The 21,361-nt window shown below is 64.8% G+C and carries 22 protein-coding genes; 6 read left to right on the top strand and 16 right to left on the bottom strand.

Annotated elements, in window-relative coordinates; translation table 11 throughout:
• Positions 1-8 precede the first annotated feature (8 nt).
• The 4 genes from AC4LGL_RS25030 to AC4LGL_RS25015 all read right to left on the bottom strand — a co-directional run bounded on the left by AC4LGL_RS25030 (position 9) and on the right by AC4LGL_RS25015 (position 4,877).
• Positions 9-866 (bottom strand): MlaE family ABC transporter permease, encoded by an 858-nt coding sequence (locus AC4LGL_RS25030; protein WP_055115883.1) that lies wholly within the window; start codon positions 864-866, stop codon positions 9-11.
• 13 nt (positions 867-879) lie between these two features.
• Positions 880-1,674: an MlaE family ABC transporter permease gene (locus AC4LGL_RS25025; RefSeq protein ID WP_055115885.1), complete on the bottom strand. Its 795-nt coding sequence runs from the start codon at positions 1,672-1,674 to the stop codon at positions 880-882.
• Positions 1,675-2,193: 519 nt separating this feature from the next.
• Positions 2,194-3,402 carry a CaiB/BaiF CoA transferase family protein gene (locus AC4LGL_RS25020; RefSeq protein ID WP_491841120.1) on the bottom strand — a complete coding sequence of 403 codons (1,209 nt, stop codon included), beginning with the start codon at positions 3,400-3,402 and terminating at the stop codon, positions 2,194-2,196.
• Positions 3,399-4,877, bottom strand: coding sequence for an aldehyde dehydrogenase family protein (locus tag AC4LGL_RS25015; RefSeq protein ID WP_491841119.1), 1,479 nt, complete (start codon positions 4,875-4,877; stop codon positions 3,399-3,401). Before AC4LGL_RS25015 ends, AC4LGL_RS25020 begins: the two co-directional genes overlap by 4 nt.
• A 263-nt stretch (positions 4,878-5,140) precedes the next feature.
• On the opposite strand from AC4LGL_RS25015, the gene AC4LGL_RS25010 reads away from it, so the two are divergent.
• The 5 genes from AC4LGL_RS25010 (at position 5,141) to AC4LGL_RS24990 (ending at position 8,861) form a co-directional block, all read left to right on the top strand.
• Positions 5,141-5,842 carry an SDR family NAD(P)-dependent oxidoreductase gene (locus AC4LGL_RS25010; RefSeq protein ID WP_491841118.1) on the top strand — a complete coding sequence of 234 codons (702 nt, stop codon included), beginning with the start codon at positions 5,141-5,143 and terminating at the stop codon, positions 5,840-5,842.
• A 41-nt stretch (positions 5,843-5,883) separates the two neighbouring features.
• Positions 5,884-6,759 (top strand): mycofactocin-coupled SDR family oxidoreductase, encoded by an 876-nt coding sequence (locus AC4LGL_RS25005; RefSeq protein WP_491841117.1) that lies wholly within the window; start codon positions 5,884-5,886, stop codon positions 6,757-6,759.
• Positions 6,760-6,793: 34 nt separating this feature from the next.
• Entirely contained in the window at positions 6,794-6,988 is a 195-nt protein-coding gene (locus tag AC4LGL_RS25000) for a ferredoxin (RefSeq protein ID WP_491841116.1), read from the top strand.
• A 44-nt stretch (positions 6,989-7,032) separates the two neighbouring features.
• Complete coding sequence (locus tag AC4LGL_RS24995) at positions 7,033-8,397, top strand: cytochrome P450 (protein WP_491841115.1); 1,365 nt, start codon at positions 7,033-7,035, stop codon at positions 8,395-8,397.
• Between the two features lie 128 nt (positions 8,398-8,525).
• Positions 8,526-8,861 (top strand): hemophore-related protein, encoded by a 336-nt coding sequence (locus tag AC4LGL_RS24990; protein ID WP_064886229.1) that lies wholly within the window; start codon positions 8,526-8,528, stop codon positions 8,859-8,861.
• Positions 8,862-8,889: 28 nt separating this feature from the next.
• Here AC4LGL_RS24990 and AC4LGL_RS24985 read toward each other — a convergent pair whose 3' ends face one another.
• The 3 genes from AC4LGL_RS24985 to AC4LGL_RS24975 are packed head-to-tail and all read right to left on the bottom strand — an operon-like array spanning position 8,890 to position 10,687.
• Positions 8,890-9,750 (bottom strand): cyclopropane mycolic acid synthase family methyltransferase, encoded by an 861-nt coding sequence (locus tag AC4LGL_RS24985; protein ID WP_491841114.1) that lies wholly within the window; start codon positions 9,748-9,750, stop codon positions 8,890-8,892.
• A gap of 29 nt (positions 9,751-9,779) precedes the next feature.
• The gene (locus AC4LGL_RS24980) at positions 9,780-10,559 is read right to left on the bottom strand and encodes a spirocyclase AveC family protein (protein ID WP_491841113.1); all 780 of its coding nucleotides are present in this window, start codon (positions 10,557-10,559) and stop codon (positions 9,780-9,782) included.
• Entirely contained in the window at positions 10,556-10,687 is a 132-nt protein-coding gene (locus AC4LGL_RS24975) for a hypothetical protein (RefSeq protein ID WP_491841407.1), read from the bottom strand. The genes AC4LGL_RS24980 and AC4LGL_RS24975 overlap by 4 nt, the downstream gene beginning before the upstream one ends.
• Before the next feature lie 122 nt (positions 10,688-10,809).
• Between AC4LGL_RS24975 and AC4LGL_RS24970 the strand changes: the two genes are divergently transcribed.
• Positions 10,810-11,445, top strand: a complete 636-nt coding sequence (locus AC4LGL_RS24970; protein ID WP_491841112.1) for a TetR/AcrR family transcriptional regulator — start codon at positions 10,810-10,812, stop codon at positions 11,443-11,445.
• A gap of 3 nt (positions 11,446-11,448) precedes the next feature.
• Here the strand turns inward: AC4LGL_RS24970 and AC4LGL_RS24965 are convergent, their stop codons facing one another.
• The 9 genes from AC4LGL_RS24965 to AC4LGL_RS24925 all read right to left on the bottom strand — a co-directional run bounded on the left by AC4LGL_RS24965 (position 11,449) and on the right by AC4LGL_RS24925 (position 21,338).
• Positions 11,449-12,324 carry a mycofactocin-coupled SDR family oxidoreductase gene (locus tag AC4LGL_RS24965; RefSeq protein WP_491841111.1) on the bottom strand — a complete coding sequence of 292 codons (876 nt, stop codon included), beginning with the start codon at positions 12,322-12,324 and terminating at the stop codon, positions 11,449-11,451.
• A gap of 43 nt (positions 12,325-12,367) precedes the next feature.
• On the bottom strand, positions 12,368-13,648 hold the full coding sequence (locus AC4LGL_RS24960) for a cytochrome P450 (protein WP_491841110.1): 1,281 nt from the start codon (positions 13,646-13,648) through the stop codon (positions 12,368-12,370).
• Positions 13,645-14,574: an SDR family NAD(P)-dependent oxidoreductase gene (locus AC4LGL_RS24955; RefSeq protein WP_491841109.1), complete on the bottom strand. Its 930-nt coding sequence runs from the start codon at positions 14,572-14,574 to the stop codon at positions 13,645-13,647. The genes AC4LGL_RS24960 and AC4LGL_RS24955 overlap by 4 nt, the downstream gene beginning before the upstream one ends.
• A complete protein-coding gene (locus AC4LGL_RS24950; protein WP_491841108.1) occupies positions 14,571-15,791 on the bottom strand; it encodes a cytochrome P450 in 1,221 nt (406 codons plus the stop codon). The genes AC4LGL_RS24955 and AC4LGL_RS24950 overlap by 4 nt, the downstream gene beginning before the upstream one ends.
• Before the next feature lie 12 nt (positions 15,792-15,803).
• Positions 15,804-17,282, bottom strand: coding sequence for an aldehyde dehydrogenase family protein (locus AC4LGL_RS24945; protein ID WP_491841107.1), 1,479 nt, complete (start codon positions 17,280-17,282; stop codon positions 15,804-15,806).
• Positions 17,275-18,162, bottom strand: a complete 888-nt coding sequence (locus AC4LGL_RS24940; protein ID WP_491841106.1) for an SDR family oxidoreductase — start codon at positions 18,160-18,162, stop codon at positions 17,275-17,277. The genes AC4LGL_RS24945 and AC4LGL_RS24940 overlap by 8 nt, the downstream gene beginning before the upstream one ends.
• The gene (locus AC4LGL_RS24935) at positions 18,155-19,285 is read right to left on the bottom strand and encodes a spirocyclase AveC family protein (RefSeq protein ID WP_491841105.1); all 1,131 of its coding nucleotides are present in this window, start codon (positions 19,283-19,285) and stop codon (positions 18,155-18,157) included. The genes AC4LGL_RS24940 and AC4LGL_RS24935 overlap by 8 nt, the downstream gene beginning before the upstream one ends.
• Position 19,286: 1 nt before the next feature.
• Positions 19,287-20,402, bottom strand: a complete 1,116-nt coding sequence (locus AC4LGL_RS24930; protein ID WP_491841104.1) for an ABC transporter substrate-binding protein — start codon at positions 20,400-20,402, stop codon at positions 19,287-19,289.
• A gap of 87 nt (positions 20,403-20,489) precedes the next feature.
• Entirely contained in the window at positions 20,490-21,338 is an 849-nt protein-coding gene (locus AC4LGL_RS24925; protein WP_491841103.1) for a CbbQ/NirQ/NorQ/GpvN family protein, read from the bottom strand.
• Between the last annotated feature and the right edge of the window lie 23 nt (positions 21,339-21,361).

Raw genomic sequence — 21,361 nt, 5'->3', positions numbered from 1 at the left:
TCTTCTCCCTATCCCGACAGGTTGAAGTTGCCGTTGGAGCCGTAGACGGACAGTGACACCAGCAGGGTCACCGAGACCACGACGATCAGCGAGGTTCGTACGGCGTTGCCGACCGCGACGCCGACCCCGGATGGCCCGCCGGAGGCGAAGTAGCCGAAGTAGGTGTGGATCAGCAGGATGGTGATGGCCATCAGGACGGCCTGCAGGAACGACCACAGCAGGTCGATCGGGTTGAGGAACGTCGTGAAGTAGTGGTCGTACAGGCCGCCCGACTGCCCGAGCAGCACCACGGTGGTGAACTGGGACGCCAGGAAGGACAGGATCACCGCGATCGCGTACAGCGGGGTGATGGCGATCATCCCCGCCACGATGCGGGTGGACACCAGGTATTCGACGGGCCGGATCGCCATGGCCTCCAGCGCGTCGATTTCCTCGTTGATCCGCATCGCACCGAGCTGGGCGGTGACGCCGGCGCCGAAGGTGGCGGCCAGGCCGATGCCGGCCACCACCGGCGCGGCGATCCGGACGTTGATGAAGGCCGCCAGGAACCCGGTCAAGGCTTCGATGCCGATGTTGCCCAGCGACGAATAGCCCTGGATGGCCAGTACACCGCCGGTGGCCAGGGTCAGGAACCCGACAATGACGACGGTTCCGCCGATCATGGCCAAGGTGCCTGCACCCATGCTGATTTCGGCGATCAGCCGGACCAGTTCCTTGCGGTAGTGCAACGCCGCGTGCGGGGTGCCCGCCAGTGCCTTGAGGTAGAACAGCGTGTGATCGCCGATCCGGCTCAGCGTCGACACCGGCTTGTTGAACTGCCTGCTGACCCGCGGATAGGTCGACCGCAGGATCGTCATCGTTCCCATTGCGTCCCCTGCCTCAGTGCGCCGTCATGCGGATACCGATGGCCGTGACGACCACGTTGATGACGAACAGGGCCATGAAGGCGTACACCACGGTTTCGTTGACGGCGTTGCCGACTGCCTTGGCACCGCCGCCCGTGATCGTCAATCCGCGATAGCAGGCCACCAGTCCGGCGATCAGGCCGAAGAGCGCGGCCTTGACGCACGAGATGATCACCTCCGGCACACCGGTCAGCAGGGTGATCCCGGCCGCGAAGGCACCCGGGTTCACGTCCTGGATGAACACCGAGAACACGTAGCCACCCAGGATGCCGATGATCACCACCAGGCTGTTGAGCAGCAGGGCCACCAGGCCCGAAGCCAGCATCCGCGGCGTCACCAGACGCTGGATCGGATTGATGCCGAGCACCTCCATGGCGTCGATCTCCTCGCGGATGGTGCGCGAACCCAGATCCGCGCACATCGCCGTCGCCCCGGCGCCGGCGACGATCAGCACCGTCACCATCGGGCCCAACTGGGTCACCGCACCGAAGGCAGCGCCCGCGCCCGACAGGTCGGCCGCACCGAGCTCGCGCAGCAGGATGTTGAGGGTGAAGCTGACCAGCACGGTGAACGGGATCGCCACCAACAGCGTCGGCGCCATCGACACGCGTGCCACAAACCAACACTGCTCGAGGAACTCCCGGCCCTGGAACGGACGCTTGAAGATGAACCGGATGGCGTCCAGCGACATCGCGAACAGCGCCCCGACGGCCTGCATCGGGCCCGACAGGTTGCGTAGCGATACTCCGGTTGACCATTTATCTGCCATCAGAACTCCTGTCCCGGCACGTCGCTGCCGACACCGCGGTCGGTGCGCCGATGTTAAGTGCTTCACCGCACGGGTGCTCGAACGGAACTACTACATGCGGTGCGGCCGGCAGCCCGGGTCGGGTCATGCCGCAACCTCCGCGCCGGCACGTGCCAACCGGCCGGTTGGGCGCTCGGACACATGCGAATATGACTGGAGCACATTGCCTTTCATGAGGAAGAGCAAGTGCGGGGTGCGTTCGGACATCTGACGCACCTCCTGTTTCCCGCGGGCCTCGTGCGTTTCACCGGACGCACCGGTGAAACCGGACAGATTTCCCCCCGTGACCGGCCCCCGAGTGCCTGATGCTATCGGACCCGGTATCTGTCGCGGAGGCAAATAACGTAGAACTTGCTCGGGTAGTTGACAATTGGGTCGGCCCAGGTCGCATGCAGCACCGTTCGTGTCGTGGGCTGCAGTGGCAGCAGCCCACGACGGACAACGAGCGGCGGAAGCGACGAGAGGCATGACGGAGGCGGCCTAGGTGACCGCGCCGGCGGTTTTGAGTTCGATGATGCGATCCCAGTCCAGACCGAGTTCGACCAGGATGTCGTCGGTTTGTTCGGCGAAGCCCGGGGCCGGTCCGGTGCTCGGCGCCGTGACGTCGAATTGCACTGGGTTGGCGACCAACTCAAGCTCGCCCGCCTGCACCAGGTACTCGTTGGCCCGAATCTGGGCATCCTGTCCCGCCTGCAGGGTGTCCTGCACCGGAGCCCACGGACCGGCGAGCGTGGTGAATCGCTCGCTCCACTCTGGCAAAGTTCGCTTCTTCATCGCCTCGGTGAGGATCTCGACCGCGTCGGGCGTGTTCTCCGCGAACGATTCGGCAGTCGCGAACCGCGGATCGTCGATGTAGCTCTCCAGATCCATGTGCCGGCACACGTCGGCCCAGAACTTGGTCGGCTGCATCATCACGAACGAGATGTAGCGGTCGTCGGCGGTTCCGTACAACCCGACGAGCGGATTGATCGGCGACCCGTGCACACCCGGAGGGGGTGTCACCATCAACTGGTTCAGGTGCTGGGTCAACGCCACGGTGTGGCCCATCGACCACAGGCCACTGCCGAGCAGGGACACGTCGACCACCGACGGCTCGCCGGTGCGCTCACGCTTGAACAGCGCCGCCGCGATGCCGCCGGCCAGGTTCGTGCCCGAGATGGTGTCCCCGTAGGCCGGCCCGGGCGGTGCGATCATTCCCGCCATCCCGGCCGGGGTGATGGTCGCGGCGGTGCCGGCGCGGCACCAGAAGGCGGTCATGTCGTAACCGCCCTTCACCGACTCCTCACCGCGCGGGCCCAGCGCACTGCCGCGGGCGTAGATGATGTTCGGGTTCACCGCGCGGATGTCGTCGACGTCGATGCCGAACTTCTGCCGGTGGCCGGGCAGGAAGCTGGTGAGGAACACGTCGGCGTTTTTCGCCAGCTCGAGCAGGATCTCTTTGCCTTCCGGCACCGACATGTCCAGGCCGATGCTGCGCTTGCCGCGGTTGGCGTGCTCGATGTTCGGGTTGGGGTCGCCCTCGACCTTGAGCGGCCCAGTCTGACGCAGGCCGCGTTGCGGGTCGCCGGTGACGGCGTGCTCGACCTTGATGACGTCGGCACCCCACTCCCCCAGCACGGCTCCCGCCGAGGGGACGAAGCCGTACATCGCGACCTCGAGAACGCGGACGCCCTGCAGCGGGCCGGTCATGACAACACCCGCGCGAACGTCTTGGACTCCATGAACTCTTCGAGTCCTGCGGTCCCCATTTCCCGACCGATGCCCGACTGTTTGTATCCGCCGAACGGACTGTCGGGGCTGAAGTAGTTGCCGCCGTTGATCGAGAAGGTGCCGGTCCGGATCCGTCGGGCCACGGCCAGAGCGCGGTCCTCGCTGCCGAACACCGCGCCGGAAAGCCCGTAGATCGAGTTGTTGGCGATGCGTACCGCGTCGTCGTCGTCCTCGTAGGCGATCACCGCGAGCACCGGTCCGAAGACCTCTTCCTGGGCGATCTCGCTGTCCGGGTCCACATCGGCCAGCAGCGTGGGCGTGTAGAAGTAGCCGGGGTCGACCTTCTCACCGCCGGTCACCAGGGTGGCCCCGGCCTCGACGGCGCGCTTGACCATGCCGTCGACCTTGTCGCGCTGCTTCTCGCTGATCAGTGGACCCATGTAGGTCTTGGGGTCGGTCGGGTCGCCGAACCGCACGTGCCCGAAGTTCGCCTTGATCAGTTCGACGATCTCGTCCTTGTGTTTGGCCGGCACGAGCAGCCGTGAGGTCAGCGCGCAGCCCTGACCCGCGTGGGTGACCATGCTGAAGGCCGAGAACACCGCGGCGGTGTTGAAGTCGGCATCGTCGAGGACGATCGCGGCGGACTTGCCGCCGAGCTCCAGGAACACCTTCTTCAAGGTCTCACTCGCCGCGGCCATGATGCGCCGGCCGGTGGGCGTGGAACCGGTGAAGGTCACCATGTCGACGTCCGGGCTGGTGGTGAGCACCGCGCCCACCTCCGGGTCGGCACCCGACAGCACGTTGACGACGCCGGCCGGGATGTCGGTGTGGTTGGCGATCAGCTCGCCGAGAGCCAGCGTGATCAGCGGGGTGTCCGGAGCGGACTTCAGCACCACGGTGCAGCCGGCGGCCAGCGCGGGCGCCAGCTTGGCCAGGGCCAGCTGGTTCGGATAGTTGTAGGCGATGATCGCGGCCACCACGCCGCCCGCTTCCTTCTCTACCCACCGGTGATGCTGCATGCCGCGGCTCTCGATGTTCCCGAGGTCCTCGGTCAGCGGGTAGGTCCTGAGCAGGTCGGCGTAGTACCGCACGATGTCGATCGGTCCGTCCAGCTGGGCACCGGCGCACAATGCCGCGGTGGCTCCCACCTCGGTGGTGGTCAGCGCGGCCAGTTCGTCGCGGTTCTCGACCAGCGCCCGGTGCAGCTGCTCCAGGCAATGGACCCGGAACTCGGCGTTGGTGGACCAGTCGGTGTGGTCGAATGCCTGCCTGGCCGCGGCGACCGCAGCCTGGGCATCGGCGACCGTTGCGTCCGGCGCGTAGCCGAACACCTCACCGGTAGCTGGATTGACGGAAGGAAACGTCCGCGGCGTCTCGCGCAGCTCTCCGCCGATCAACAACTTCCGGTCAGCCCGCTGTTCTGCCGCGATGGTCGGCGCTTCCTGCTGCATCATCCTCCTCAGGCGATTCCCTACTGTGATGGAAACTGCATTCTCATCACCGGCGAATCATACATTCGCTCGATGAGAACTCAAGTGAAAGCTAGATCAGCTAGTCATGCCCTATTCGCTGCAGATCCACTATCTACACAGGAGGCGCTCACGTTGAGCCCGGATCTTGCGGGGAACACCGCTCCGAGAGTACGGTTCTCATAATCGGAAGGATGATTCTTGACCCTTGAGAAAGTCCGGCCCCGCCCGGCGACCGGAGAACTGTCATGAAGAATGCCGTTGTCACTGGAGGAGGTTCCGGTATCGGAGCGGCCATCGCCGCCCGGTTGCGCGCCGACGGCCTCAATGTCGCGGTTCTCGACCTACAGCCCTCGGATGACGAGTTCGCCCATGTCGCCGACGTGACCGATCGCGCCGCCGTCGACGCCGCGCTCAATGCCGTTCGTGCCCAACTCGGTCCGATCTCGGTGTTGGTCAATGCGGCGGGCCTGGACTGCTTCAAGCGTTTCAGCGACGTCTCGTTCGAGAAGTGGCAGCAGATCATCGACGTCAATCTCAACGGCGTATTCCACTGCATCCAGGCGGTATTGCCCGACATGCTCGAGGCCGGCTGGGGTCGCATCGTCAACATCTCGTCGTCGAGCACGCATTCCGGCCAGCCCTTCATGTCGCCCTATGTCGCGGCGAAGTCCGCGGTGAACGGCTTGACCAAGAGCCTGGCGCTGGAACTCGGCCCCAACGGCATCACCGTGAATGCCGTGCCGCCGGGCTTCATCGACACCCCGATGCTGCGCAAGGCCGAAGGTAAGGGCTTCCTCGGAGACACCGACAAGCAGATCGCGCAGACGCCGGTGCGCCGGATGGGCAAGCCCGAGGACATCGCCGCCGCCTGTGCCTTCTTCGTCTCCGAAGAGGCGGGCTACATCACCGGCCAGATCCTCGGCGTCAACGGCGGCCGTAACACCTGACGCGCAGGCGCACCCGAAACATCATCAGCGAAAGGACAATTGTGGGAAACAGCGGAGAAGGCAGGGTTGCCGGGAAAGTCGCGTTCATCACCGGCGCGGCACGCGGCCAGGGCCGCAGTCACGCGATCCGGCTGGCCGAAGAGGGCGCCGACATCATCGCGGTCGACATCTGTAAGAACTACGACACCGTCGGCTATGCGATGGCCACGGCCGAAGACCTCGAAGAGACCAAGAACTACGTCGAGAAGACCGGGCGACGCATCGTCACCGCCCAGGCCGATGTCCGCAACGAGGCCGAACTGCGCAGCGCGCTGGACTCCGGACTCGCGGAGTTCGGCAAGGTCGACATCGTCGTCGCGCAGGCCGGCATCGCTGCGATGAAGGGTCAGCCTGCGATGCAGGCGTGGACCGACGGCATCAACACCAACTTCGTCGGCACCATCAACGCCATCCAGGTCGCGCTGCCACACCTCAAGGAAGGCGCTTCGATCATCGCGACAGCTTCTGCCGCCGCGCTGATGGACGCCCACAACAAGCCCAACCCGGGCGCCGATCCGGGCGGCATGGGCTACATGATCTCCAAGCGGTTGATCTCCGAATACGTGCATGCGCTGGCCACCGAACTTGCGGTGCGCGGCATCCGCGCCAACGTCATCCACCCGACCAACTGCAACACCAACATGCTGCAGAGCGAGCCGATGTACCGCTCGTTCCGGCCGGACCTGGAGAACCCCACCCGCGCCGATGCCGAGCCGGTGTTCGGTGTGCAGCAGGCAATGAAGGTCAACTTCATCGAGCCCGAGGACATCAGCAACGCCGTGCTGTGGCTGGCCTCGGAAGAGTCCCGCTACGTCACCGGCATGCAACTGCGGGTCGACGCCGGCGGTTACCTCAAGTGGTACGACTACCACGTGTGATGCCGGATCAATTGGTTCGAAAGGAGCTGAAGTAGTGAAGGTTTCGGTCGATGCCAGCCGCTGCCAGGGGCATACCCTGTGCGCGATGATCGCACCCGACTCGTTCGAACTCGACGATGTCGACGGTCATTCATCTCCGGTGTCGGACGTGGTGCCTGCCGACCAGGAGGACGCGGTCCGAGAAGCAGCGCACTCCTGCCCCGAGCAGGCCATCCTCATCGAGGAATGACGCCGGCCCGATCAGGCCCGCCAATGACAAAGGGAGACAACGCCGTGAGTATCGACCGTGATGTCGTTACCGACGACGACCGCAAGAAACACAAGATCCACTTCGACCGGCATACCCCGGAGTACCGGGAGCAGTTCCAGGACATCACCGAGGAAATGCAGGCCAAGTGCCCGATGGCCTGGACCGATGTCTACAACGGGCACTGGATCGCCGCGGACAGCAAGCATGTGTTCGAGCTGGCTCGCTGTCCAGCGGTGTCCAATCACCACGACATCAGCGGTGAGACCCCATTTCAGGGCATCACCATCCCAAAGGCCAGCCGTGCCACCGTCGTTCGTGGCGGCATCCTGGAGATGGACGAGCCGGAGCACAGCGCCTACCGCGGTGCACTGAACCCGTACCTGTCCCCTGCCGCCATCAAGCGGTGGGTGCCGTTCGTCGATGAGATCACCCGCGCCGCACTCGACGAGCACATCGAGTCCGGCGAGATCGACTTCGTCGAGCATCTGGCCAACGTGGTGCCCGCGGTGTTCACCCTGGCCATGATGGGCATCGAGCTCAAGAAGTGGAACGTCTACAGCGAGCCCACCCATGCGTCGGTGTACACACCCGAACACTCCCCCGATCGCGAGAAGATCAACGAGCAGCACCGCGAGATGGGTATCGACATCATCAACAACATGATGGAGATCCGGGAGACGCCGCGGCCCGGACTGGTCAACGCGATGCTGCAACTACGCATCGATGGTGAACCGGCGCCGGACATGGAGATCCTCGGCAACCTCGGGCTGGTCATCGGCGGCGGTTTCGACACCACCACAGCACTCACCGCGCATGCGTTGGAATGGCTGGGCGAGCACCCCGATGAGCGCACCCGGCTGAGCGACGAGCGTGACACCCTTCTCGACCCGGCCACCGAGGAATTCCTGCGTTTCTTCACTCCGGCGCCCGGCGACGGCCGGACGTTCTCCGAGGACGTCGAGGTCGAGGGGCAGCAGTTCAAGCAGTTCGAGCGGCTGTGGCTGTCCTGGGCGATGGCCAACCGCGACCCGTCGGTGTTCGACAAGCCCAACGAGATCGTCCTGGATCGGAAGGGCAACCGGCACTTCAGCTTCGGCATCGGAGTGCACCGCTGTGTGGGTTCGAACGTGGCGCGCACGGTGTTCAAGTCGATGCTCACCGCGGTCCTGGACCGGATGCCGGACTATGTGTGCGACCCCGAGGGCACCGTGCACTACGACACGATCGGCGTCATTCAGGGCATGCGAAATCTGCCGGCGCGCTTCACGCCGGGGAAGAAGCTGGGTCCCGGCCTGGACGAGACCCTTGAGAAGCTGCAGCGCATCTGTAATGAACAGGAGTTGGCCCGGCCGATCACCGAGCGCAAGGAAGCCGCCGTCATCGACTGACGCGGACCGGAAGCGGTTTCGCTAGGACGCCTTGTACGTCTGCCGCCTGTTAGCCTCGAATGAGGTCGGGTCCGGCAAACGTACAAGGCGTCGCCTTCTTGGGCGAACAACATGGGGGTTTCCAGCAGGTGAGCAAGTCTTTCAAGTACATCGCGGCCGCTCTCGGCGGTCTGGCCCTGTCCGTTCCGCTGGTGACGGGAGTGGCATCCGCCCAACCCGATTTCAGCGGCGTGGTCAACACGACATGCAGCTACGAGCAGGTCATGGCGGCGCTCAACGCGCAGCGTCCGGATCTGGCCCAGCAGTTCAACGCATCCCCGTTCGCGCAGGGTGCGTTGCGTAACTTCCTGGCGTCGGGCCCGGCCCAGCGCCAGCAGACGGTGGCTCAGCTGCAGGCCAGCCCGGCCGCTCAGGAGTACTTCGGGCCGATCAACTCGATCGCGGGCAGCTGCAACAACTACTGAGATCGCGGGTCGGCGGTAACGCCCTTCGCTACTTCCGCAGCGTGAACTGATTGACGTCGAGGTATCCGCCGCGGAAGAGGTCCGGACAACCGGTGAGGTACTTCATGTACCGGTCGTACACCTGTTGGGACTGCAGGGCGATGGCCTGGTCACGATGTGCCTCCAGGTTGGCCGCCCACTCCTCCAAGGTCCTCGGGTAGTACTGGCCGATCGGCTGCACCCTGGCCACCTCGAACCCGGCTTCTCGGGCATGTTCCTCGACCATCGGTGTCGTGGGCAACCGGCCGCCTGGGAAGATCTCGGCCATGATGAATTTGACGAACCGGGCCACGTTCAGGGTCAACGGGATTCCCAGCCGGACCGCGTCGGCCTGCGTGATGCCGCAGATCGTGTGCAACAGCATCGACCCGCCGGCCGGGAGCGCGTTGTAGGCCATCTTGAAGAAGGCCGGATAACGTTCGTGGCCGAAGTGCTCGAACGCACCGATCGACACGATCCGGTCGACCTTCTCGTCGAATTCCTCCCAGCCCTGCAGTCGCACCTCGACACGGTGGCCGTTCGGGACCTTGGCCAGCTTGGCCTCGGCGTAGTCGCGCTGTGACCGGCTGAGAGTGAGACCGATGACGTCGACGTCATACGTCTCGACGGCGCGCTGCAATCCCCCGCCCCAGCCACAGCCGATGTCGAGCAGCGTCATGCCGGGCTGAAGATCCAACTTGGACAGCGCCAGATCGAACTTCGCGTTCTGCCCCTCCTCGAGCGACATGCCGGCACGATCGAAGTACGAGCACGTGTAGCCCATCGTGGGACCCAGGAACAGCTCGAAGAACTCGTCTGAGATGTCGTAGATCGACTGCAACGTCTCATAATGTGGGCGTAGCGACGCCATGTGTTGCGATGCTAGCCCCCTCGGCTCCGCTACCGCGGTTGATTGGCGACCCCGGGGAACAACTGCTCGGTCGGTCCCACGGTCACCCATCCGCCCAGTTTGGTGACCAGATGCGGTGCGAAGACCGAGGCGTAAACCGCGTGCCCGACCACGATGACGGCGATCACCGAAACCACCGCCGACTGCACCCGGGTCTTCGAGATCTTGTCCGCCCACACCTCGATGACGTTGCGGCCCTGCTCATCGGTCCGGCCCAGCAGGTAGGTGAACACCATCATCTGCACTCCCATAGCGATGGCGTCGTAGATCGGGTACTGGTGCTTGGTCCCCTCCCACAGGCCGAGGCCTTCGATCACGTAGCCGTAGTAGAACAGGCCGAGCCGCGCGCCGATGATCGCGTTGAAGAACAGCGCCCAGCAGAACCCGACGGCGAAGCCCACCAGCAACAGTGTCTGTGGACGTCGCCAGTGCCACTTCCGGATCGCCGACCGCCCCAGCGCCGCACCGATGATCGCCGGTAGGACGAAGTACCCCATGTACCCGACCGGTACCGCCGAGGGCAGCCCGCCCCAGGTCATGTTGAGCGGCCACCACGACGGCATCCGCGGGAGCGCCGGCGGGAACTGGGCGTACATCGCCCAGTCGTAGGGCGCCTCGATCCAGGAAAACGAGAGTGCCGAGATACACAGCAGCAGCAACGGGTGCAACCGGCCGCGGCGCACGCTCAGGTAGATGCCCACGGCAAGAAAACCCAGACCGGTGATGTAGGCGAAGGCCACACCGGCATTGATGAGGAACTGCACGTTCACGCCTCGACCTCCGAGCCCGATGCGGGCTGCGGCGGCGTGCCACGCGCCTCCGGATCGAAATACAGCACCAGACCCACGATCAGGACTATCAAGCCAAACAGGGTGCCCAACATGATGATTGCGCCCACTGCCACCTCCTGGGGACACGAGTTTCGCGACTTTTAATAGTGGACACTATTAAAAGTCGTGGGTCAAGGTCGCCTAGGCTGAAAGTGGAGACGGCCGGGTACGGACAGTCAGGAGATCGGCGATGCCGCAGGGACGTTCGGGTGCGGCCACACGCCGACCCCGTGGTGAGGCCCGCAGACTCCTGCTCGACGCGGCGCGTGAACTGTTCTCCCGCCAGGGTTATCGCAGCACCACCACCCGCGAGATCGCCTTGGCCGCCGATGTCAGTGAATACCTGTTGTTTCGTCACTTCGGTTCCAAGGCCGGGCTGTTCCGGGAAGCCATGGTGCTTCCCTTCACCGATTTCGTCGACGACTTCGGACAGACCTGGCAGGCCGTGGTGCCCGAAGAGACCGACGAGGAAGAGCTGACCCGGCAGTTCGCCGGGCGACTCTACGATGTGCTCCTGCAGCACAAAGGCCTGCTGTTGACCCTCGTCGCGTCGGACGGGCTCAGCGAGGAAGACGCCGAGAACACCGGTATTGCCGACATCAGACGAGCTCTTGGCCTGCTCGGCCAAATCAGCACGGAGGGCATGCAATTGCGTGGATTTCGATCGACGCAACCGGACCTGCGAGCCCATTCTGCAGTGGCGTTGATCGTCGGCATGGTGGCGTTGCGCTCGACCTTTTTCGACGATCGCCCCCCGGCGCGGGAGGCGATCGTCGACGAGCTCGTGCAGGCACTCCTCCATGGCTTCCTGCACCGACCCGGGTGAGACCTACTGAGGTCCGTTGGGCCACTTGAGCAGTGAACCCGCATCGACACGGATGTGCTGGCCGGTGATGTACCGGCTGTCGTCGCTGGCGAGGAACACCCCGAGATTGGCCATGTCCTCCGGTTCGATGTACGGAATCGGCATGGCCTGGAACAGGTTGAACAGCGGCTCGGCATCTTCGCGGGTGGCCGTCTTGCCTGCGGCTTTGAGATCGGGGCGGAACACCCCGTACATGCCCTCGTTCTGCAGCAGGTGAGTGTTGCAGTTGGTCGGATGGATCGCGTTGACCCGAATCATCCTCGACGCCAGGTGAAGACACATCTCGTTGACGTACTCGATAACCATCCGCTTGCTCCAACCGTAACCAGCGCCACCCGGACCCATGTCGGGACTGGTGGTGGTACCGCGGATCATGCCGGCGGTGGAACCGGTGACGATGATCGATGCGCCGTCGGGCAGATGCGGTATCGCCACCGCGACGGTGTTCATCACCCCCAGTAGGTCGACGTCGGAGGCATCGACGAAACCCATCGGATCGGGATTGCCCATCGCCATCGGCAGGATGCCGGCATTGGCAACCACGATGTCGATCTTGCCGAGATCGGCGATGCCCGCTTCGACCGCATCGCGCAGTTCGTGGCGCTCGCGGACATCGGCGACCCGCGCGACGACACGTCGGCCGAGTTCCTTGATCGACCGTTCGGTCTCGGCGAGATCCTCGGGTGTGGCCAGTGGATAGGGATTGGACGGGATGTCGCGGCAGATGTCGACGGCGACGATGTCGGCGCCCTCTCTGGCCATCGCGATTGCATGCGCCCGCCCCTGCCCGCGGGCTGCACCGGTGATGAAAGCGACCTTGCCGTCGAGCTTTCCGGTCATGTGGTGCTCCTTTTCTCTGGCGAGTCTGCGTCTGCTCGCGGTGTCAGTGCAGCGGTGTGAAGGTGATGTGCAGCGTGCTGAGCCCACGCATGATGAAGGTCGGTTCGTAGGTGTAGTCACGGTTGTCCGACGGGCCGTGATGCTCAGTCGAGATCGTGATGTCACCCATCCGGTCGAGGATCCGGTTGAGCGAGATCCGGCCCTCCGCGCGAGCCAGCGGGGCACCCGGGCAGGAGTGGACACCGCGGATGAACGCGATCTGTTCGCGCACGTTGGCCCGGTCGGTTCGGAAGGTGTTGGGCTCGGGGAACTTCCGTTCGTCGCGGTTGCACGCACCGGGAAGGACCATGACGGTGGTCCCCGCCGGAACCTCGACATCACCGATGCTGGTGGTCTTGCCGGCCATCCGGAAGTGCGACTTGACGGGGCTTTCCAGGCGCAGCGTCTCCTCGAGGAAGGCCGGTATCTTGCTGCGGTCCTCGCGCAGCAGCTTCTCGAATCCCGGGTTGTCACCGATGAACCGCACCGCCGAGCTCACCAGCTTGGTGGTGGTCTCCGTTCCCGCGGCAAACAGGAACGTCGACAGGTTCATCACGTCCTCGATCTCGGGCGTCGAGCCGTCCTCATATTTGGCCTGTGCCAACCCCGTCAGGACGTCGTCGCGTGGCGTGCGCCTGCGGTCCTCGATGTAGGCGTAGAACTTCTCGTTGAGCCACTGCAGGGGATTGTGCGTCGTCGGTGCCTCCTTGCCGAGTTCACCGACCGTCTCAAGCGCGAACGCCGCCTTGAACTCCTCGTGATCCTCGGCCGGTACGCCCAGCAGATCGGCGATCACCAGCAGCGAGAACGGCTTTGCGTAGTCGGCCAGGAATTCGCAGCCGCCCTTGTCGATGAAGGTGTCGAGCTGCTGATCTGCCAGCCGCCACATGAACTCCTCGTTCTCCTTGAGGCGTTTCGGCGTGATCAGCTTGTTCATCAGACCGCGGGTGCGGGTGTGTACCGGCGGATCCTGTGAGGTGATGTGCTCGGCCATCGGCACCGCGGCGCGGTGCTGCTCGATCAGGTCGGTGACGTCGTCGCTGTCCCCCGGCCCGAACGGCATCCCCGAGAACGGGCCCGCGACCGACACACAGGAAGAGAAAGCCGGGTCTTTGTAAACGGCCAGGGCCTCGTCGTAGCCTGTCACTGCCAGGACGTTGAACGGGGTCGCCTGGGTGACAGGGCACTTCGACCGAAGATGGTCGAAGTAGGGGTACGGGTCGGGCACCAGTGACTCGTCGGTGAAGAAATCCACCGTCTCGAAGTCGGCACGGCTTTGGGTCATTGATTCGCCTCCTGTACGGGTCGGCTGGAAACTGCTTCCGAGACCTGCCCGGCGCTGAGATCCATGATCGTGCCGAGGTTTTCGGCAATGTCCTCGGCGGTCAACGAGGTCTGGCTGATGCCCTGCGAAGCCACCACAGCGATCCTGGCAACTCCGCCGAGGCCGACCCGCAGGATCTCCCCGGACAGCCGGCAGGAATCGTGTGCCAGGAATGCCGCCGCGGGCGCGCACAGGTCAGGCGGCATGGCGGCGTTGATCTGGTCCATGAGTTCTGTCGAAATGCCGTGGTTGGCGGCGATCTTGTCGGATTGCGCCGCCGACATCCTGGTGAACGCGCGCGGCGCGATCGCATTCACGAGGATCCCGTGTGCCGCACCCTCGCCGGCGAGGGTGCGGGTCAACCCGAAGACCGCGCCCTTGGCGCCGCCGTAGCCGGTGTGTTCGGGTATCCCGCCCAGCATGGCCTCGGACACGGTGTTGACTACCCTGCCGTAGCCGGCCTGCACGAGATGCGGCCAGGCCGCCCTGGTCACGAAAAGCGTTCCGAAGTAATGGACGTCGAGCATCGAGCGGAACTGATCGGTGCTGAGGTCGAGGAGAGCGCCCGCGACGTGGATACCCGCGTTGTTGATCAGAGCATCGAGGCGCCCGTAGGTCTGCAGGGCGGTGTCGACGATCGCGGCGGCTCCGGCCTCGTCGGCTACCGACGCGAAGCAGGGCACCGCCTGACCGCCTGCCGCCTTGATCTCCGCAACCACCTCGGTGGCCGGTCCAGCCGAGGAGCCGGCACCGTCGATGTCCACGCCGTAGTCGGCGACGACGACGCGCGCGCCCTTCGAGGCCAGCAACAGTGCATGACTACGGCCGACGCCTCTGCCCCCGCCTGTCACGATCACCACCCGACCGTCGTAACGGAGTTCGGTCATCGGGCGGCCGCATCGAACAGCACCGGTAGCGAGGTCGGCGACCGGAAGACCTGCCCGCGGATGTGCGCGTCGCCTCCGTCCGGGTCCAGCCGCAGATTGGGCAGCCGATCGAGCAGAAGGTTGATGGCGGTGCGCATTTCCAGCCGTGCCAGGTGCATGCCCAGACACACGTGGACACCGTGACCCCAGCCGAGGTTCCCTTTGGCGGTCCGAAAGATGTCGAACTCGTCGGGGTTCTCCCACCGATCGTCCTGCCGGTTCGCCGAGCCGAGCATCGGCATCACCGAACAGCCTTCGGGGATGTGCACCCCGCCGAGCTCGGTGTCGCAGGTGCTGGTCCGAGTGATGGTCAACAGCGGCGGATTCCAGCGCACCGCCTCCTCGATGGCCTGTGGCAGCAGTGATCTGTCAGCCCGGATCGCCTCCAGCTGCGTCGGGTCCGAGAGCAACCCGAACAGCAGGTTGCCCAGTGACCGGTACGTCGTCTCCACTCCGGCAGGCAACAGCAGCCGGAGGAAGGAGAAGATCTCTTCATCGGTGAGCTTCTCGCCGTCGATCTCGGCCTCGGCGAGAAGGCTGATCATGTCGTCCTTCGGCTCGGCCCGACGGGCCTGCAGGATCGGATCGAAGTACTCGCACAACGCGGCCGAAGCCGCCAGACCGCGCTCGGGATTCAGGATCCAACTCAGCAGCGAGATGGACCAGCGCTGGAACTGGGGATAGTCGGCTTCCGGCAATCCCAACAGCCCCGCGATGATCCGGCTCGGATAGTCGAAGGTGAACTCCTTGACCAGGTCGGCCCTACCCTTGCCCGCGAACTTGTCGATGAGCTCGTTGCCGACTCGGCCGACCAGTTCGTCTTCCCAACGCGTCAAGGCCTTCTGCGAGAACGCCTTCGACACCAACGAACGCAACCGGCCGTGCACCGGTTCGTCCATGCCCAGCATCACGCGCTCGCCGAGCACCGGACCGAACGCTGCGATGACACCCGACGACGAGAACGTCACGTTGTCGCGCAGCATCTGCTGGGCGTCCTCGTAGCGGTACACGATGAAGACGGGCTTGCCCGCTTCTCCCGGCATCGCGGACATGTCGATCCGCTGGATCGGTTCCTCACGGCGAAGCCTGGCGAGCTCCGGGAACGGATCCCGCACATCTCCCGAGACGGCGTCGTCGAACGAGCCGAAGTCCTCCAGGTCGTCAAATAGCTGTGACAAAGCTGTCTCCTCCTAGCCGGCCGGGTATGCGACGGACTTGATCTCGGTGTACTGCTCGAATCCGGCGATGCCGTTCTGGCGGCCGACGCCGCTGTTCTTGTAACCGCCGAACGGGGTGTCCGCGCCGTAACCTGCGGTGCCGTTGAGCCCGATGAACCCGGCGCGCAGCCGGCGCGCGACGGCGAGCGACCGCTCCAGCGAGCCCGACATGACGTTGCCGGCGAGCCCGTACGGGCTGTCGTTGGCGATCCGGACGGCGTCATCCTCGTCCTCGTAGGGGATGACGACGAGAACCGGTCCGAAGATCTCCTCCTGCGCGATGGTCATCGAGTTGTCGACATCGGTGAAAAGGGTTGGGCTGACCCAGAAACCCTTGGCATAGAGACCGAGAGCCGTCGGCGCCTGCGTACTGCCGACGAGCAACGTGGCACCTTCGTCGACACCCTTCGCGATGTAGCCGAGGATGCGGGCTTGCTGTTTGGCTGAAATGACCGGGCCGCAGAGAGTTCCGGGATCCTGCGGATCGCCGGGGGTGATGTTCTCGTAGATGGCCTTGAGGATCGCCACACCTTCGTCGTAGCGGGAGCGCGGCAACAGCATTCGAGTGGGAGCCGCGCAGCCCTGCCCGGCGTGCAGCAACGGGCCGATACCGATCAAGCATGCGGTGTTGAAATCCGCATCTTCCAGCACGATCGTCGCCGACTTGCCACCCAGTTCGAGGAACAGCCGCTTCATCGTCGCGGCACCTTTTTCCATGATGCGCCGACCCACAGCCGTGGAGCCGGTGAACGAGATCATGTCGACCTTGGGTGACAGGGTTAGTTCCTCGCCGACGAGATGGTCCGATGCCGTCACCACATTCACCACACCCGCTGGGATATCGGTGTTCTCGGCGATCAGCCGGCCGAGCCGCGTGGCATTGAACGGCGTGTCGGGTGCAGGCTTGAGCACCACGGTGTTACCGGTCGCCAGGGCCTGCCCCAGCTTGTTGACGGCGACCTCGAACGGGAAGTTCCACGGCACGATGGCACCGACCACGCCGACCGGCTCGTGCCATACCTTGCGGGTGGTGTTCACGCCGGTGACGGAGACGACGGTATCGCCCAGATCGGTTTCCCACGGAAAGGTGTCGATCAGCCGGGCCGGGTATTTGAGCCCGTCGGCGAACGGAGCGTCGAGTTGGGGACCGTGTGTCACGGCGCGCGGTGCACCGACTTCGGCGATGAGTTCCTCGCGCAGCTCCTCCAGTTCGCCCTCGATCGCCTCGTGCAGTTGCTCAAGGCACCGCTTGCGGAGTTGATGATCGGTCGACCAGTCGGTCTCGTCGAACGACCGGCGGGCCGCGTCGATGGCCCGGTTCATGTCGGCCTTCGACGCGTCCGAGACCTCACCGAGCACGTCCTCATTCGCCGGGTTGATGTTGGCGAACGCTCCTGCCTCACCTTCGACGAGCTTGCCGTCGATCAACATCCTCGCTTCGAAGTCAGTCATGGCCTGCGCCTTCCCCTCGTAATGCGCCGAACCGCGGGATGCCCATCATCAGTCGGGTCATCTGGTGCAACCCCGCCGTGGGCAGCAACCGGTTGGCGATCAACAACATTCGTGCGTCCGGGCCGACAGCGGTCTTGACGAAGGGTTTCGGGCTGTCGAGTGCCTTGGCCAGTCCCACGGCGAATTTCTCGGGGGGCCGGGCCGCGCGCTTCATCATGGCCCGCCCCCGCTTGTCCATCGTGCGGTGGTGGCGAGCATAGGGTCCGTTCAGGTCGCGGACGTCCGTCGTGCCCGCGTCGGTGATGATCTCCGTGTCGTAGGTACCGGTGACCAGAATCGTGACGCCGATCCCGAACGGCCCGACCTCGCCGGCCATCGACTCCCCCCACCGTTCCAGCGCCCCTTTGACCGCCGAATATGGTGCGGTGGCCGGCATTCCACGAACCCCGGCAGCACTGGAGATCAGCACGATGCGGCCCCGCCCGGCGTCTCGCATCGACGGCAGCAGTGCCTTGGTGAGCGCCACCGGGCCGAAGACGTTGGTCTCGAACATGCGCTCCCACAGATCCGCGGGCGTCTCCTCGACCATTCCGGCCGCCGAGATCCCGGCGTTGTGAACCACCGCATGCGGTGCGCCGACGGTTTCGGTGATGCCCTTGGCCGCCGCGGCGATCGAAGCGGCGTCGGTGAGGTCCAGCTGGATGCCGATCAGCCGCTCGTCATCATCCCTCGCGCCCGTCGCCTCCCGCAGCAGTGTCATCCCGCGATCCGGCGAGCGCATCGCAGCCACCACGCGCCACCCCTCGCGATAAAGGTGCGTGGCCGATGCGAAGCCGAGCCCACGGGACGCACCCGTGATGAGGACTGTGCGCTCAGCCATGCTGGTTCCCCGTTGCGCACCGATCGCTCTTCGAACCCAACTCGACGTCGGGGTTACGCGACGGTCCCTGCTGCCAGGTGGACCACTTGCCCACCGAGTACGGCCCCTCGGCACCGTTGGCCCGGTAGTAGCCCTGGGGGTCGTAGATCTTGGCCTCGGGATACGGCCACGGGCAGGCGACCGAGGTGGCGAGCCCGCTGGCCTTGATCGCCCAGAACCAGCCACCGTAGGCGAAGTACGACACGTTGATGATCGCGAACATCACCACAAACGCGCCGAGTACGGGCTTCGTCGGGAAGAGCCTCGCCTTCGCAGCGAGCTTCTCGGCCACCGACTTTCCCGTGTCGTCGCGATAGACGAGGATGGCCGCCGGGATCATCACGAACGTCACCGAGAGCGATTCCCAGATGAGCGGGAACTGGAAAGTGCTGCCGGGGAACAATGTTCCGAACGGAATCGCCTGCGAGTAGATGTACAGGCCGGTCCGCACCAGGCTGACTTCCAGCATGGCATCGAAGATGAACCCGATCACCAGCACCAGGGCGCCCAGGCTGACCAGCGGGTGCCGGGTGACGAACGCTTCCGGGCCGCGCTTGGCCTGCAGCTTGCGCAGAATCCAGATCGCCGGGAAGTACGGCCCGAAGTAGAACAACACGTAGCCGAACACGATGAACGGTTCCACCGTCGGCGACATCATGATCAGGTACCAGTTCTCTGGCCAGTGCAGCAGCATCGGGTTGTACACCGCGTACGGCGACCAGTTCATGATCGGGTCCTGCCAGACGATCAGCGTCGTGCACAGGACCATGAGCAGTACCGGACTGCCGGGGTTTCTCCGCCAGCCGACGATGAACATGACGGTGAACACCACGACGATGGTCACGGCACCCACCTGCGGGATGATCTGCCAGTGATCGAACGCGGTCAGGAACCCGACCGGGCGAGGCCGCCCGTCGACGTTCGGGTTGGCCACGCGCGGGTCCACGTCGGTGCGGCCGACTGCGATGAACAGGCCGAGAAAGCCGAGCCACGCGAGAAGAGCGATCACCCGGCCCCAGTTCGGGCCTTTGCGCGCCGGTCGGTCGACCCGGGTTTCTGACGGTGGGGATTCCTGTGTCGTCATGTCATTCCGCTCCGAACCGGTCGACCAGGTGCGAATTGATGCCGTCCGCATCGAGGGTCCGCGCGACCAGATATCCCGGCCCCATCCATGCGCGTCGCGTCCACTTCCCCAGGGACACCCGGGTTCCCGGCGCGCCGGATGCCGCGGGCATCATCTTCACGCGCTCCAGCGCTTCTTTGACCCCGCGCGGGCTCAACGGATGCGCATCGGTGAAGGCGCGCACCAGCGTGGCAGCGACGTCGTGGTTGACCACCGACACGCAGTACTCGGGGCGACTCCCGTTGTACCGCTTCGCATACCGGTCCAACCAGGCCTGTCCGACGGCGTTTCCCTCGTCGTACTGGTCGACCCCGACCCAGCCCAGAAACGCATTCCACATGATCGGGTTGACCCACGCATTCTGGAATGCGGTGGTGGTGAAACGCGGGGGGTCCCAGTTGACGGCCTCAAGTGCGGGGTTGATGAAGACAATGCCGAAACCGAAACCGAGATGCACGATCGCCTCGGCCTTCGCCTCGTGCAGGGTGCTCACCGCGGCGCTGATGTCCTGGGCGGTCTGTGCGATCGCGGCTTCCGCGACGATACGAATACCCTTGCGCGCACATGCAGTTCGCAAGTTTTTCAAATAGCTGTCACCGATGAGGTTCTGCTCGACCAGGACGCCGATCTCGGTCAGGCCCCGCTTGGATACCAGATCCGCCAGGAAGATGGGTTCGTCGGTCATCGACCCCTGGGGGAAGGCGAATGTCCACTCACCCAGCCAGTCGTCGGTTCCCGTGACGCTGATCGCCGGCACCTTGAAGCGGTCCTCGATCGCCTCCCGCAGTGGCACGCAGTTGTCGGTGATGTTCGGCCCGAACACCACCAGGCAGCCCTCGTCGACCAGCTCGCCGTAGGCGTCGATGACTGCCTTGACCGACCCCTTCGGCAGACCCTCCACCTCGCGGTAGATCATCTGCACCGGCCGATCCATCAGCCCCTGCGCGACTGCCTCCTCGAACACCAGGTCAAACGTCTGGGTGAACGAGGCCATCAGTTCTTCCGGAAAACCCGGCGGCAGGGTGAAGTCCATCAAATAGCCGACTTTGATGGGCTGCGCAGTGCTCTCGTATGACATCTGACCTCCATGTTTCGGCACTCATCGCAAGGGCGCCGTGGGCAGACCTAATATTTGTTCAGACACTAATGGCGGCCGGGCACACCGTCAATCACTGGATGCGGATCCGCCCAGGTAGACGTCGATCAACTCGTGCAGACCGCGGCCTACCGCAACGTCATCGGTCAGCGGTCCCGCGACCGCCACCCTGGCCGCCACCGCGATCGGCAGGCCTTCGGCGATGAGCCGTCCCGCCGCGATCAACACTCGGGTCGATGCGACCTCACGCAGGCCGCCGGTCTCCAGGCGCCGGATAGCCTGGCCGAACCGCACCAACTCGACAGCCGTGGCATGATCCACGCCCGCCTCGTGAGCGATGATCCCCTCTTCGACATCGGGATCCGGAAAACCGAACTCGATGGCCACCATCCGTTGACGCGTCGAATCCTTGAGGTCTTTGAGGACACTCTGGTAGCCCGGGTTGTAGGACATGACCAGACCGAATCCCGGTGCCGCATCGAGCGTGATGCCGAGACGTTCGATGGGCAGCTGGCGCCGGTAGTCGGACAGAGGGTGCAACACCACCGTGGTGTCCTGCCGGGCTTCGACCACCTCGTCCAGGTAGCAGATCGCGCCTTCCCGCACGGCGCGGGTCAGCGGCCCGTCCACCCACACCGTCTCGTCGCCGCGTAACAGATACCGACCCACGAGGTCAGCGGTGGTGAGGTCGTCATGGCAGGAGACGGTGATCAGCGGGCGGCCGAGATCGTGAGCCATCGCCTCGACGAAGCGCGTCTTGCCGCACCCCGTCGGCCCCTTCAGGACCAGCGAAAGACCCTGGCGGTAGGCCGCCTTGAACACGATCTCCTCGTTGCCGACCGGTCGGTAATAGGGACGTGCACTCAGAGCCTGTGAACTGGCGCCGTTCTGGTGAGCGAGCCCGGACTCGTTGGCCATCAACACACCTTTCGTCGTAGCCG

The sequence above is a fragment of the Mycolicibacterium arcueilense genome, from assembly GCF_058536225.1.
This window is presented reverse-complemented; position numbering and strand designations above follow the sequence as displayed.